The 14,352-nt window shown below is 46.4% G+C and carries 12 protein-coding genes; 10 read left to right on the forward strand and 2 right to left on the reverse strand.

Annotation, left to right across the window (positions count from 1 at the left end; all coding sequences use genetic code 11):
• Nucleotides 1–36: 36 nt before the first annotated feature.
• From xylA to JXR92_RS12890, 4 genes are all read left to right on the forward strand, one after another.
• Nucleotides 37–1,353 (forward strand): xylose isomerase, encoded by a 1,317-nt coding sequence (gene xylA, locus JXR92_RS12875; protein WP_117599615.1) that lies wholly within the window; start codon nucleotides 37–39, stop codon nucleotides 1,351–1,353.
• Nucleotides 1,354–1,467: 114 nt separating this feature from the next.
• Nucleotides 1,468–2,955 (forward strand): D-xylose transporter XylE, encoded by a 1,488-nt coding sequence (gene xylE / locus JXR92_RS12880; RefSeq protein WP_117599616.1) that lies wholly within the window; start codon nucleotides 1,468–1,470, stop codon nucleotides 2,953–2,955.
• A gap of 152 nt (nucleotides 2,956–3,107) precedes the next feature.
• Nucleotides 3,108–4,769, forward strand: a complete 1,662-nt coding sequence (locus JXR92_RS12885; protein WP_138346716.1) for an IS1182 family transposase — start codon at nucleotides 3,108–3,110, stop codon at nucleotides 4,767–4,769.
• A 198-nt stretch (nucleotides 4,770–4,967) separates the two neighbouring features.
• Nucleotides 4,968–6,500, forward strand: coding sequence for a carbon-nitrogen hydrolase family protein (locus JXR92_RS12890; protein ID WP_117599617.1), 1,533 nt, complete (start codon nucleotides 4,968–4,970; stop codon nucleotides 6,498–6,500).
• A 281-nt stretch (nucleotides 6,501–6,781) separates the two neighbouring features.
• Here the strand turns inward: JXR92_RS12890 and JXR92_RS12895 are convergent, their stop codons facing one another.
• Nucleotides 6,782–7,036, reverse strand: coding sequence for a hypothetical protein (locus JXR92_RS12895; RefSeq protein WP_226791169.1), 255 nt, complete (start codon nucleotides 7,034–7,036; stop codon nucleotides 6,782–6,784).
• A 141-nt stretch (nucleotides 7,037–7,177) separates the two neighbouring features.
• On the opposite strand from JXR92_RS12895, the gene JXR92_RS12900 reads away from it, so the two are divergent.
• The 6 genes from JXR92_RS12900 (at nucleotide 7,178) to JXR92_RS12925 (ending at nucleotide 13,629) form a co-directional block, all read left to right on the forward strand.
• A complete protein-coding gene (locus JXR92_RS12900) occupies nucleotides 7,178–7,378 on the forward strand; it encodes a hypothetical protein (RefSeq protein ID WP_226791171.1) in 201 nt (66 codons plus the stop codon).
• A gap of 465 nt (nucleotides 7,379–7,843) precedes the next feature.
• Nucleotides 7,844–11,332, forward strand: coding sequence for an isoleucine--tRNA ligase (ileS, locus tag JXR92_RS12905; protein WP_117599618.1), 3,489 nt, complete (start codon nucleotides 7,844–7,846; stop codon nucleotides 11,330–11,332).
• Between the two features lie 32 nt (nucleotides 11,333–11,364).
• Nucleotides 11,365–11,745, forward strand: a complete 381-nt coding sequence (locus JXR92_RS12910; protein WP_005654117.1) for a TraR/DksA family transcriptional regulator — start codon at nucleotides 11,365–11,367, stop codon at nucleotides 11,743–11,745.
• A gap of 2 nt (nucleotides 11,746–11,747) precedes the next feature.
• The gene (locus tag JXR92_RS12915; RefSeq protein WP_138345404.1) at nucleotides 11,748–12,380 is read left to right on the forward strand and encodes a lipoprotein signal peptidase; all 633 of its coding nucleotides are present in this window, start codon (nucleotides 11,748–11,750) and stop codon (nucleotides 12,378–12,380) included.
• The gene (locus JXR92_RS12920; protein ID WP_138345406.1) at nucleotides 12,377–13,303 is read left to right on the forward strand and encodes a DUF4296 domain-containing protein; all 927 of its coding nucleotides are present in this window, start codon (nucleotides 12,377–12,379) and stop codon (nucleotides 13,301–13,303) included. The genes JXR92_RS12915 and JXR92_RS12920 overlap by 4 nt, the downstream gene beginning before the upstream one ends.
• Nucleotides 13,300–13,629, forward strand: a complete 330-nt coding sequence (locus JXR92_RS12925) for a hypothetical protein (RefSeq protein ID WP_131226386.1) — start codon at nucleotides 13,300–13,302, stop codon at nucleotides 13,627–13,629. The genes JXR92_RS12920 and JXR92_RS12925 overlap by 4 nt, the downstream gene beginning before the upstream one ends.
• Here the strand turns inward: JXR92_RS12925 and JXR92_RS12930 are convergent.
• Entirely contained in the window at nucleotides 13,583–14,344 is a 762-nt protein-coding gene (locus JXR92_RS12930) for an RNA methyltransferase (protein WP_131226388.1), read from the reverse strand. The genes JXR92_RS12925 and JXR92_RS12930 overlap by 47 nt on opposite strands.
• Between the last annotated feature and the right edge of the window lie 8 nt (nucleotides 14,345–14,352).

Raw genomic sequence — 14,352 nt, forward strand, 5'->3', positions numbered from 1 at the left:
ATCAAATAATTAATCCTTTAAAACAAAATTAAGATTATGGCAACAAAAGAGTATTTTCCCGGAATAGGAAAGATTAAATTCGAAGGTAAAGAGAGCAAGAACCCGATGGCATTCCGTTACTACGATGCCGATAAAGTAATCATGGGCAAGAAAATGAGTGAATGGCTGAAGTTCGCCATGGCATGGTGGCACACTCTTTGCGCAGAAGGCGGCGACCAGTTCGGTGGCGGAACAAAGAAATTCCCCTGGAACGGTGAGGCTGACAAGGTTCAGGCTGCCAAGAACAAAATGGACGCCGGCTTTGAATTTATGCAGAAAATGGGTATCGAATACTACTGCTTCCACGATGTAGACCTTTGCGAAGAAGCCGAGACCATTGAAGAATACGAAGCCAACCTGAAGGAAATCGTAGCGTATGCCAAGCAGAAACAAGCTGAAACCGGCATCAAGCTGTTGTGGGGTACCGCCAACGTATTCGGCCATGCTCGCTATATGAATGGCGCAGCCACTAACCCCGATTTTGATGTAGTGGCACGTGCCGCCGTTCAAATCAAGAACGCCATCGACGCTACTATCGAGCTGGGAGGTTCAAACTATGTATTCTGGGGCGGTCGCGAAGGCTACATGTCTTTGCTGAATACAGACCAGAAACGTGAGAAAGAGCACCTCGCACAGATGTTGACCATCGCCCGCGACTATGCCCGTGCCCGCGGATTCAAAGGTACCTTCCTGATTGAACCGAAACCGATGGAACCTACCAAACACCAGTATGATGTAGACACCGAAACCGTTATCGGCTTCTTGAAGGCTCACAATCTGGACAAGGATTTCAAGGTGAACATCGAAGTGAACCACGCTACTTTGGCGGGTCACACCTTCGAGCACGAACTCGCAGTAGCCGTAGACAACGGTATGCTCGGCTCCATCGACGCCAACCGTGGTGACTACCAGAACGGCTGGGATACAGACCAGTTCCCCATCGACAACTTCGAACTGACCCAGGCCATGATGCAAATCATCCGTAACGGAGGTTTTGGCAATGGCGGTACAAACTTCGATGCCAAGACCCGTCGTAACTCCACCGACCTGGAAGACATTTTCATTGCCCACATCGCCGGTATGGACGTGATGGCACGTGCACTGGAAAGTGCAGCCAAACTGCTTGAAGAGTCTCCTTACAAAAAGATGCTGGCCGACCGCTATGCTTCCTTCGACAGTGGTAAAGGCAAGGAATTTGAAGATGGCAAACTGACGCTGGAGGATTTGGTAGCTTACGCAAAAGCCAACGGTGAGCCGAAACAGACCAGCGGCAAGCAGGAATTGTATGAGGCAATCGTGAATATGTACTGCTAATAATGATCAATGTTTAGTGATTAGTGGTTAATAGGTTGCGCATGAAGTGTTTCAATATTAATCATTAATCGCTAATCATTAATCGCTAATCATTAACCATTAATCATTAATATCATGAATTATACAGAAAAAGGCAGTAAACTCTACCTCTTCTCTATTGTGTTGGTAGCCGTCATTGGAGGATTGCTTTTCGGTTACGATACAGCAGTCATATCCGGTGCCGATAAAGGGCTTCAGGCATTCTTTATGGGTGCCCCCGATTTTGTCTACACAGATACGATTCACGGCATTACCTCTTCCAGTGCACTTATCGGATGTATCATCGGTAGTGCTCTTTCGGGATTCTTCGCATCCAATCTGGGACGTAAGAATTCTCTTTTCATAGCCGGCGTCTTGTTCTTTCTGTCGGCATTAGGCTCCTACTACCCGGAATTCCTTTTCTTCGACTATGGTGTTCCTTCCTATTCCTTGCTCGTGGCATTCAACTTCTACCGTGTATTGGGAGGAATCGGCGTTGGTTTGGCATCCGCCATCTGCCCGATGTATATTGCGGAAATTGCGCCGAGCAACATTCGCGGGACTCTGGTATCATGGAACCAGTTTGCCATTATCTTCGGCCAGTTAGTGGTTTACTTCGTGAATTTCCTTATTTTGGGCGAGAATTCAAATCCGGTGATAAAGGCCATTGAAGGAGTCAACCAGATTCTGAATCCCGAAGCGGCAGCATGGACCACAGAGATAGGATGGCGTCTGATGTTTGTCAGTGAGGCTGTTCCTGCAGGAGTCTTTGCGTTGCTCGTACTGTTTGTTCCCGAAACGCCACGCTATCTTGCCATGAGTGGCAAGGATGATAAGGCACTCCAGGTGTTAAGCCGTATCAACGGCTTGGCTCAGGCAAAGGTTATTCTGTCTCAAATCAAAGCCACGGCAGAGGAAAAGACGGAAAAGCTTTTCACTTATGGCTGGATGGTTATCTTTATCGGAATCATGCTGAGTGTATTCCAGCAAGCGGTAGGTATCAACGCCGTACTCTATTTCGCACCGCGTATCTTCGAAACGATGGGAATGGGCAACCCGATGGTGCAGACCGTCATTATGGGTATCATCAATATTCTGTTCACGTTGCTGGCTGTCTTTACAGTCGAGAAATGGGGACGTAAACCACTGCTTATCTCGGGATCTATCGGTATGGCGATAGGTGCTTTCGGAGTAGCTCTTTGCAACGTTGTGGCAGGGCTTCCTCCCATGTTGGCTGTTGTCAGTATCATGGTCTACAGTGCTTCGTTCATGTTCAGCTGGGGCCCCATCTGCTGGGTACTGATTGCTGAAATCTTCCCGAATACCATCCGTGGCGCTGCAGTAGCCATTGCCGTAGCCTTTCAATGGATATTCAATTTCATTGTATCTTCCACCTTCGTACCTATGTACAATATGAGTTTGGGAGATATGGGAGACAAGTTCGGGCACATGTTTGCTTATGGCTTATACGGAATCATCTGTGTGGTGGCCGCTCTGTTTGTCTGGAAGCTTGTTCCCGAAACGAAAGGCAAGACACTGGAAGACATGACCAGACTGTGGAAGAATAGAAAAAATAATAGATAAGAACGTTATTGAAACTGTCCATATAAAATGAGAAAGAGGTTGTGTCAAAATGCTGACACAGCCTTTTTTTATGCGCAAAGCCCAGACTTTCTCAAGCCCGGGCTTTGTTATTACCCAAAGTTTTCGTATCTTTAGGCATAAAGTTTTTCGTTATGGCAAAGTTACATTTTCGTCCTTACATTCCCAACCAAACCGTTCTTTTTCCACAAAGAATTGATGAAAACATAGCTGCGAACGACCCGGTCCGCATCGTGAATGCTGTTATTGACAACCTCAATCTTGAGAGTTTCAAGAAGCTTTATAAGGAAACGGGCCGTTGTCCTTATCATCCTAAAATGATGCTTAAGGTGATAATCTACGCCTACATGAATAATATCTATTCTTGCCGTAAAATAGAGAAGCACCTCCTTCGTGACATTCATTATATTTGGCTTGCCGGTAATGAGCATCCGGATTTTATCACGATCAACCGTTTTCGTAACCGTGTAAAGGAGGAAATAAATAATGTATTTACCCAGTTGATTTTTGTCCTTGCCGATAAAGGTTTCATCAGCCTTGATGTGGAGTATATTGACGGCACCAAGATTGAATCCAAAGCCAACAAATATGCTTTTGTCTGGCGCAAGACAGTCGAACGGAACCGTACGAGACTAATGGATAAAATCCGTATTCTCTTGGAGCAGGTGGATGAAACCATTGCACAGGAGAACTCTATAAAAGACACATCCGTGGAGTTTACTTCCTGCAGGCTCTCTGACATAGTGGATGAACTTAAAGAAGCCCTGGAACGCCAGCCTGCAACAAAGGATAAGGAAGAAAAGAAAGCCCTGCGCAAAAAGAAGAAGCAGGTCAGGGAACTTGAAGGGTATCGTGACAAGCTGATAGAATATGACAATCACCTTGATACCCTTGGAGAACGTAACTCCTATTCCAAGACCGATCCTGGTGCCACATTCATGCGCATGAAAGAAGATGCCATGAAGAACGGGCAGACCAAACCCGGATATAATCTGCAAATAGGTACTGAAAACCAATTTATCACAGACTTCCGTCTGTTTCCCAACCCTACCGATACACTGACCCTCATACCTTTTTTCCACTCTTTCCAGTACCGCTATAACCGTTTACCGAATATCTGCGTGGCAGACTCCGGTTACGGTTCGGAAGAAAATTACCGGTTCATGCAGGAGAATGGGATAGAAGCCTTCATCAAGTACAATTACTTCCATAAAGAACAGCGTCCCCGTTATACTCCCAACCCGTTCCATGCCGAAAGTCTCCATTACAATGCCCAAGAGGATTATTACGTTTGTCCTATGGGACAGCACATGAACCGTATAGGAACCAAACGTGACAAGACAGCGAGCGGATACATCACCGAAAGTGCCCGGTATAAAGCAAAAAGATGCGAAGGTTGCCCTTTGCGTGGCAGTTGTTTTAAAGCTCGGGGGAACCGTATTATAGAAGTCAACCACCGATTAAATCAATACAAACGGCAGGCACGGGAAAGGTTGCTCTCAGAAGAAGGTATCAAGCATAGAGGCAGGAGGTGTATAGAACCAGAAGCTGTGTTTGGACAAATGAAATACAACATGGCATACAGAAGATTCCGGCATGTGGGAGAAGACAAGGTTACAATGGACTTTGCTTTCTTTGCTATAGCCTTTAATATCAAAAAAATGTGCGCTAAACTGATAAAAGAAGGAAAGGGGCTCATTACAGTTGCCAAATATTTGTTTATGGGACTATTTATAACCCGATATAATTGGAATATAGCAACTTGCTGCCAAATGCATGAGGAAAAAGTAGCATAGCCAAAAGAAAATATAGCAGAACTTAAAATATAAAAGAGGTTGTGCCAACGTTTTGACACAACCTCTCTTCTTGTTATCATCCCATATATTCTCTCTTATCTGTCCAAGATGAGAAAGAAAAATCTTCAAAAGGAAAGATAACATGTAAAGATAAACTGTACCTTTGCACTGTTTTTAATCAGGAATAGCAAGAAAGTTATGGATTCAATGAAAATCAATAAGGTACAGATACGCAATCTGCAGATTGAAGATTATGACCAGTTGGCACAATCGTTTACGCGTGTTTATTCAGACGGAAGCGATGTGTTCTGGACACACAAACAAATAGAAAAGCTGATACGAATCTTTCCCGAGGGGCAGATTGTGACGGTGGTTGACGAGAAAATCGTGGGCTGTGCACTTTCCATCATAGTGAACTACGATGATGTGAAGAACGACCACACCTACGCTCAGGTTACGGGCAAGGAGACTTTCAATACCCACAATCCGAAGGGTAACATCCTTTATGGCATCGAAGTCTTTATTCATCCCCAATACCGCGGCCTGCGTCTGGCACGCCGCATGTATGAATACCGCAAGGAACTTTGCGAAACATTGAACTTGAAGGCAATCATGTTTGGCGGACGTATCCCCAACTACTATAAATATGCTGACCAACTCCGTCCTAAGGAGTACATAGACAAGGTGAAGCAAAAGGAAATCTTCGACCCGGTGCTGACCTTTCAGCTCTCCAACGACTTCCACGTGCGCAAGGTGATGCGCAACTATCTTCCCAATGATGAGGAGTCCAAGCACTATGCCTGCCTGCTGCAATGGGACAATATCTACTATCAGGCTCCCACACAAGACTATGTAAGCCCCAAAACTACCGTCCGTGTCGGCTTGGTGCAATGGCAGATGCGTACCTACAAGACACTGGATGACCTCTTTGAACAAGTGGAGTTCTTTGTGGATGCCGTGAGCGACTATAAGAGTGACTTTGTCCTTTTCCCCGAATACTTCAATGCACCGCTGATGGCAAAATTCAACAATGAGGGCGAATCGCAGGCCATCCGTGGACTGGCGGCCTATACCGAGGAAATCAGGGAGCGTTTCGTCAAGCTCGCTATCAGTTATAACATCAATATCATTACGGGCAGTATGCCGCTTATCAAGGAGGACGGATTGCTATACAACGTAGGATTCCTCTGCCGGCGTGACGGAAGCTATGAAATGTATGAGAAGATACACGTCACTCCCGACGAAATAAAGTCTTGGGGATTGAGTGGAGGCAAGTCCATCCAGACGTTCGACACGGACTGTGCGAAGATAGGCGTGCTGATATGCTACGATGTCGAGTTCCCCGAACTGAGCCGCATCATGGCGGACCAAGGCATGCAGATACTCTTTGTGCCTTTCCTTACCGATACACAGAATGCTTACAGCCGCGTAAAGGTATGCGCCCATGCCCGTGCCATCGAAAACGAGTGCTTCGTCGTGATAGCCGGCAGTGTAGGTAATCTTCCCCGTGTGCACAACATGGACATTCAGTATGCCCAGTCCGGTGTATTCACTCCCTGCGATTTTGCTTTCCCCACAGACGGCAAGCGTGCGGAAGCCACTCCGAATACCGAAATGATTCTTGTATCGGATGTGGATCTGGATTTGCTGAACGAGCTGCATACCTACGGCAGTGTACGTAACTTGAAAGACCGGAGAGGCGATTTGTACGAGGTGAAGATGAAAAAATAACCTTTCCACGCCGGGTTTTTCATCGTACCCGATGCCACACTTCAGTAACTTAAATGCCACACTTTACCGCCTCAAGTGCCACATTTCGTAGTCCGAAACCTATGGCATTCCGGATGATAAAATGTGGCATTTAAGTTACTGAAGTGTGGCATTTCGGATAGTAATTCCATAGTTTATTCGTGTCTTTACACAACTTTTACTCTAAAAACTGAAACAATGGTCAAAAAAGCTTTCTCCGCTTCCGAAATACCTCTTTGCATCAATGTGCTGCGATTACTTAACTACCGTCTGGCCTCCGGTGAACTGATTCTGTCCGACTGGCATACGGTGAAACAGATTGCTTTTAATATAAGCCTTTCCATTACTCCTAGGCGCGTGTAAAGGAGGAAACCCGTATTCTCCGCACCCGGCAGGAAGTCATCATCAGGCAATTCTCCATCCTGGGCTTCCTGAAAACTGACATAAAGGTCAATTCTGTCACTTATGAACGTGTCCGCTATTACTTCGTAGACTTCATCCTCTATTTTGCCTTCCACGCCACTATGCAGCAGAAGAAGAGCAAGGAAGAATAGCTGAAGCCTGCCTACACCATAAATCAATGAGGCAGCCGCCCAAGTCTATGAAGAGCGCCGCCAATATTATAGTGATGGGGGACTGACCGGAGATGTGAAGCCTGAATGCTCAAAATCCGCCATGCAATTACAGCATCAAAAAACGCCTTTCTTGCCTATGTGGACGAAATCCTGCCCCAAAAGAAAGAACCCGAAAACCTGATGTATTACTTTCTCTCTTTCGATGAGACATTGGATTGTTTCGGAGTGGTGAATCATTTCCTTAATTATTCTATCTTGAATTATAGTTACATCAGCGGCAGTTGAAGTCTATTCGCAGATGATGCTGCTATTATTTTTTTCAATGTGATATTTTATTATTCTTTCCCATGCTGTTTTGCACGCTTATTGCTGATTGCAGCAATGACATTCGCAGAATTCTACATACCGTTTGTTGAACTCAGCAAAATAGCCCTCTTATTTGTAGTTTTCAGGTCGCTTGTTTGAACTAAATTTACGTTTTGCCGTTTTTTGCTTAGAACCCCGTGGGTTTTAGTGCTTTTCTTAGAAAGGTCACATCAAGCGGATATTACTTCCACACATCCATTGAACTGACGCCAAATAAAACATTTTATCGCACTAAGCCAGCTTTTTCTACCTAAAAAGTCTCTTGTATCTAAGTTTTTTGTAAATTTGCACTTTTAAAATAAAGAAGATGGCTTTTGATGTACCAAAAAACATGCTGGTCAAGAGTATTCTTCAATCGTAAATTGTCAAATAGTAAATATCAAGATGGGTAAGAAGTTTGCCGAATATTCGAAGCTTGACCTTTCCGAAGTGAACGGAAAAGTGTTGGAGAAATGGGACGAAAACCAGGTTTTCGCCAAGAGTATGACAGAACGTGAAGGTTGTCCTTCTTTCGTGTTTTTCGAAGGACCTCCTTCGGCCAATGGTATGCCGGGTATTCACCACGTAATGGCTCGCTCCATTAAGGACATTTTCTGCCGTTACAAAACGATGAAGGGATTTCAGGTAAAGCGTAAGGCCGGATGGGATACTCATGGATTACCCGTGGAACTGGGTGTGGAAAAGGCGCTTGGCATTACGAAAGAGGATATTGGCAGGACTATTTCTGTGGCAGAATACAATGCTGCCTGCCGCAAGGACGTCATGAAGTTCACCAAAGAGTGGGAAGACCTGACGCACAAGATGGGCTACTGGGTGGACATGAAGAACCCCTATATAACTTACGACAACCGCTACATCGAAACGTTGTGGTGGCTGTTGAAGCAACTCTACAAGAAAGGACTGCTTTATAAAGGATATACCATACAACCGTATTCTCCCGCTGCCGGTACAGGACTCAGTTCGCACGAGCTGAACCAGCCCGGATGCTATCGTGACGTAAAAGATACGACCGTAGTGGGGCAGTTCAAGATAAAGAACCCGAAGCCGGAAATGGCAGAGTGGGGGACTCCTTACTTCCTGGCATGGACTACCACTCCGTGGACATTGCCCAGCAATACCGCACTCTGTGTAGGGCCTAAGATTGACTATGTAGCCGTGCAGACCTACAACAGCTATAGTGGCGAGAAGATGACCGTCGTTCTGGCAAAAGCATTGCTCTATGCACACTTCAATAAAAAAGCGGAAGGCATTGCATTAGAGGATTATAAACCGGGAGACAAGCTGATACCTTTCAAGATTGTAGGTGAATACAAGGGACCGGACTTGGTAGGTATGGAGTACGAGCAACTCATCCCGTGGGTAAAGCCGATAGATGTGGCCGAAGACGGCAGTTGGACTGCCAGCGATAAAGGTTTCCGTGTAATCGCGGGTGATTATGTAACGACCGAAGACGGTACGGGTATCGTACACATCGCCCCGACCTTTGGTGCGGACGATGCCTTTGTGGCCCGTGCTGCAGGCATACCTTCCCTGTTCATGATAAACAAGAAAGGTGAAACTCGCCCGATGGTGGATCTCACCGGTAAGTTCTATTTGATAGATGAACTGGATGAGGATTTCGTAAAGGCATGTGTCAACGTGGACTTGTATAAGGAGTATCAGGGCAAGTGGGTAAAGAATGCTTATGACCCTCAATTCACCGTAGACGGCAAGTATAATGAGCAGGCTGCGCAAGCTGCCGAATCATTGGATATCGAAATCTGCATGATGATGAAAGCCGCTCATCAGGCATTCAAGATAGAAAAGCATGTACACAACTATCCGCACTGCTGGCGTACGGACAAACCCGTATTGTACTATCCGCTGGATAGCTGGTTTATCCGCAGCACCGCTTGTAAGGAACGTATGATAGAGTTGAACAAGACCATCAACTGGAAGCCGGAAAGCACCGGTACGGGACGTTTCGGTAAGTGGCTGGAAAACCTGAATGACTGGAATCTCAGCCGTTCACGCTACTGGGGCACTCCGCTGCCTATCTGGCGTACAGAGGACAATAGCGAGGAAAAATGTATCGAGTCTGTAGAAGAACTTTACAACGAAATAGAGAAATCCGTAGCTGCCGGTCTGATGCAGTCCAACCCCTACAAGGACAAAGGCTTCCAGCCGGGTATATATACCGAAGAGAATTACGACAAGATAGACTTGCACCGTCCTTACGTAGACGATGTCATCCTTGTTTCCAAAGACGGCAAGCCGATGAAACGTGAAACGGACTTGATTGACGTATGGTTTGACTCCGGTGCCATGCCTTATGCACAGATACACTATCCGTTCGAAAACAAGGAACTGCTGGACAGCCATCAGGTATATCCTGCCGATTTCATCGCCGAAGGAGTGGACCAGACACGCGGCTGGTTCTTCACGCTGCACGCCATCGCCACGATGGTGTTCGACAGCACCGCTTATAAGGCTGTTATCTCCAACGGTCTGGTGCTCGACAAGAACGGAAACAAGATGTCCAAGCGTCTGGGCAATGCCGTAGACCCCTTCTCGACCATCGAGAAATACGGTTCCGACCCGTTGCGCTGGTACATGATCACCAACTCTTCTCCGTGGGACAATCTTAAGTTCGACGTGGATGGAGTGGAAGAGGTGCGCCGCAAGTTCTTCGGAACACTCTATAACACCTATTCATTCTTCGCCCTCTATGCCAATGTAGACGAATTTGAATACAAGGAAGCCGACGTGCCCATGGCAGAACGCCCTGAGATAGACCGTTGGATTCTCTCCGTACTGAATACGCTGGTGAAGAACGTGGATACCTGCTACAATGAATACGAGCCCACGAAAGCAGGACGTCTCATTTCTGAGTTTGTGAACGACAATCTCTCCAATTGGTACGTTCGTCTGAACCGTAAACGCTTCTGGGGTGGCGGTATGACGCAGGACAAGCTCTCTGCATTCCAGACACTCTATACCTGCTTGGAAACTGTAGCCAAGCTGATGGCGCCCATTGCTCCGTTCTATGCCGACATGCTGTACACAGACCTGATTGCAGCTACGGGACGCGACAACGTGGTTTCCGTACACCTTGCCAAGTTCCCCGAATATAAGGAGGAAATGATAGACAAGGAATTGGAAACCCGCATGCAGATGGCACAAGACGTCACTTCTATGGTATTGGCACTGCGCCGCAAGGTGAACATCAAAGTCCGCCAACCGCTTCAGTGCATCATGATACCGGTAGTGGATGAAGAACAGCGTGCACACATCGAGGCTGTGAAAGCACTTATCATGAACGAGGTGAATGTGAAAGAAATCAAGTTTGTGGACGGTGCTGCCGGTGTACTGGTAAAAAAAGTGAAATGCGACTTCAAGAAGTTGGGACCGAAATTCGGAAAACAGATGAAAGCTGTGGCTGCTGCCGTGGCCGGAATGTCTCAGGAGGCTATCGCTGAACTGGAGAAGAACGGTTCCTATACGTTCGTCCTGAACGGTACGGAAGCTGTGATTGAAACTGCCGATGTGGAAATCTTCAGCGAGGACATCCCGGGCTGGCTGGTTGCCAACGAAGGTAAACTAACCGTAGCTTTGGAAGTTACCGTAACCGAAGAGTTGCGTCGTGAAGGTGTTGCGCGCGAGTTGGTGAACCGTATTCAGAATATCCGCAAGTCAAGCGGTTTTGAGATAACCGATAAAATAAAGATTACATTATCAAAAAATCCTCAAACAGATGATGCAGTAAACGAATATAAAGACTATATTTGTAACCAAGTTTTAGGAACTTCACTGACGCTGACAGACAACGTAGAAAATGGTGCAGAACTAAACTTCGACGATTTCTCGCTGTACGTGAGCGTAGTGAAAGAATAATTAAATACTAACCTGATTAACACGTAAAAGTTATGGCAGAAAAGACAAGATACTCAGATGCTGAATTGGAAGAATTCCGCGCTATCATTCTGGAGAAGTTAGAGTTAGCACAACGTGACTATGAATTGTTAAAGGCTAGCCTGACGGGTGCAGACGGCAATGACACCGACGATACATCTCCTACGTACAAAGTGCTGGAAGAAGGTGCCAACACCTTATCCAAGGAAGAAACCACACGTCTGGCCCAACGCCAGTTAAAGTTCATCCAAGGATTGCAGGCTGCTTTGGTGCGTATTGAGAACAAAACATATGGCATTTGCCGCGAAACCGGCAAACTGATACCGGCAGAGCGCCTTCGTGCAGTGCCTCATGCCACTCTGAGCATCGAAGCTAAAAACAACGGCAAGAAATAAAAATGGGTAAATTCTTTACGAAAGGACGGATAGCCTTACTCATTATATTCTTGGTATTGATTATAGACCAGATTATCAAGATTTGGATTAAGACTCACATGTACTGGCACGAGAGCATCCGAATCACAGATTGGTTCTACATCTACTTTACTGAGAATAGTGGCATGGCTTTCGGTATGGAAATATTCGCCAAACTGTTTCTCACCTTGTTCCGTATTGTTGCGGTGACGGTGATAGGTTGGTTTCTGCATAAATTCGTGAAGCTGGGAATGAAGACGGGATTCATCGTCTGTGTGTCTTTAGTCCTGACGGGAGCTTTGGGTAACATTATTGACAGCGTCTTTTACGGTGTACTGTTTAATGAAAGCACTCATTCGCAGATAGCTTCTTTCCTGCCTGAAGGGGGAGGATATGCTTCCTGGTTTCACGGCAAAGTGGTAGATATGTTCTATTTTCCTATCATAGATACAAACTGGCCCACATGGATGCCGTTCGTCGGTGGTGAACACTTTATTTTTTTCAGCCCGATATTCAATTTTGCAGATGCAGCAATCAGCTGTGGTATGATTGCATTGCTGTTGTTCTATAATAAGGATTTCAATGATGCCTATCACGCAGCCATAAAGAAATCATGAAAGGAATAAATCGAATTCAATGGTGTAGTGTAGTCCTTCTGGCATTCAGTCTGACGGCTTGTAAGGTGAAAAGACCTGAGACCGTCCTTCCGGATGCCAAGATGGAAAACGTGCTTTACGATTATCACATAGCCAAAGCTATGGGTGAAGAAGTACCGTATAACGAAAGCTATAAGCGGGTTCTTTACATTGAATCGGTTTTCAAGAAATATGGCATCACTCAGGCCGATTTCGACTCTTCTATGGTCTGGTTTGCCCGTAATCCGGAGGTACTTACCAAAATCTACGAGAAAGTGAATGTACGCTTAAAAGCCGAAAGAGACGGTATCAACCACTTGATTGCCCTGCGTGACAACAAGCCGAAAGAATCACTTCCCGGAGACAGTATCGACGTGTGGATATGGCAGCATATCTATCAGTTGACGGGCATGCCCCTGGACAACAAGATAACGTTTACGTTGCCTTCAGACACCAATTTCCACGACCGTGACACGTTGCGCTGGAGCGCACGCTTCCGTTTTCACAACGGTGCACCGGACAGCATACATGCTCCGTTGATGGTGATGCAGGTTCTTTATGAGAAGAATGACAGTGTCATCAGTGCCATTCGGAAAGTACAAGGCACAGGTGTGGAAACGCTCACCTTGTTTGCCGATACCTTAGGAGAAATCAAGGAAATACGCGGGTTCATCTATTACCCGCAGCAGGAGACTCCACAGCCTTTGCTGGCAGACCGTATCTCACTGATGCGCTATCACGCCACGGACAGTCTGGTCATTGCCCCAAAGGACAGCCTTCAGCAGGCCACAGACTCCCTTCGCAAAGACAGTATCGGGAAACCAGAGAAATTGAAGCCTCTGAAAATTCAGGAGCAGGAAAATGCCACAACTCCCAGAACCATACGTCCCCGTCCGAAAGCATGAAACGCTACGCTTCCCATTTTCTGTTTCTTCCCGGACATGGCTATCTGAAACAATATGTGGTGGAGATAGGTGAAGGACAGTGTGTATCACGTATCTTCCCATTGACAGAAGAGGTGGAGAATACGGAATGGCTACCAGGCGTCATAGCTTTGCTTACGGAGGCGGAAACAGACTATCCTCATTTTGATACGTGCTGCAATATACTGACGGCAATCCCTCCGGTTATCGAGGAAGAATTGTCTTGTTTGATTCCCTGGTTGTTTTTCCCTTTTGATTTTACTACAATGCTGCCTGGCGCCGGAACTCAGCGCAAACTACTGCTGTAGCAATAGCCACGTTCAACGACTCCGAGGTCTCACGGCCGGCGGGATAATTCGGTATGTATAGTTTGCGGTTGATGAGTGCCTCCACTTCTTTTCCGATGCCATTTCCTTCATTTCCCATCACAATCAGCCCATTTTTCGAGAGTGGTTGTCCGTACATATTCTCTCCGTCCAGGAAAGTGCCGTAAACGGGAATATCCTTCAGTGAGCGGATGAGCTCGGGTAGGGGAGTATAATGCAGTCTGACGCGTGCGATACCTCCCATCGTGGCCTGCACTGTTTTGGGATTATAGATATCCACCGTATTGGGCGAACAGAATATATGCTCTATCCCAAACCAATCGGCAAGGCGGACAATCGTTCCCAGGTTACCGGGGTCTTGCACATCATCCAAAGCCAGACAGAGGGAGCGGCTGATGACGGAAACATCCGTCTCCTCATCCGGCTGCCGGAACACAGCCAGCACTTGTTGGGGAGTTTTTAGCAGGCTGGCACGCGAAAGTTCTTCCTCCGATACTTCCGTGACATCCGTTACAGTGGAGATAGGGCGGTTCCGGGAAAGCCATTCTGAAGTTGCCAGCAAGAACTGACAAGGAAAATGTCCCAACAAATCCCCTACGAGTTTAGGTCCTTCTGCCAGAAATACCTTGTCAGCCTTCCGGTTCTTTTTCTGCTCCAACGAGTGGATATATTTAATGCGGTTTTTACTTAATGCCATAGGATACA

Source organism: Bacteroides parvus, assembly GCF_017309675.2.
Classification (GTDB): domain Bacteria; phylum Bacteroidota; class Bacteroidia; order Bacteroidales; family Bacteroidaceae; genus Bacteroides; species Bacteroides uniformis.

Coding starts and splice junctions, on each gene's coding strand:
- xylA (WP_117599615.1), top strand. CDS start 37: ATGGCAACAAAAGAGTATTTTCCCGGAATAGGAAAGATTAAATTCGAA.
- xylE (WP_117599616.1), top strand. CDS start 1,468: ATGAATTATACAGAAAAAGGCAGTAAACTCTACCTCTTCTCTATTGTG.
- JXR92_RS12885 (WP_138346716.1), top strand. CDS start 3,108: ATGGCAAAGTTACATTTTCGTCCTTACATTCCCAACCAAACCGTTCTT.
- JXR92_RS12890 (WP_117599617.1), top strand. CDS start 4,968: ATGGATTCAATGAAAATCAATAAGGTACAGATACGCAATCTGCAGATT.
- JXR92_RS12900 (WP_226791171.1), top strand. CDS start 7,178: ATGCTCAAAATCCGCCATGCAATTACAGCATCAAAAAACGCCTTTCTT.
- ileS (WP_117599618.1), top strand. CDS start 7,844: ATGGGTAAGAAGTTTGCCGAATATTCGAAGCTTGACCTTTCCGAAGTG.
- JXR92_RS12910 (WP_005654117.1), top strand. CDS start 11,365: ATGGCAGAAAAGACAAGATACTCAGATGCTGAATTGGAAGAATTCCGC.
- JXR92_RS12915 (WP_138345404.1), top strand. CDS start 11,748: ATGGGTAAATTCTTTACGAAAGGACGGATAGCCTTACTCATTATATTC.
- JXR92_RS12920 (WP_138345406.1), top strand. CDS start 12,377: ATGAAAGGAATAAATCGAATTCAATGGTGTAGTGTAGTCCTTCTGGCA.
- JXR92_RS12925 (WP_131226386.1), top strand. CDS start 13,300: ATGAAACGCTACGCTTCCCATTTTCTGTTTCTTCCCGGACATGGCTAT.
- JXR92_RS12930 (WP_131226388.1), bottom strand. CDS start 14,344: ATGGCATTAAGTAAAAACCGCATTAAATATATCCACTCGTTGGAGCAG.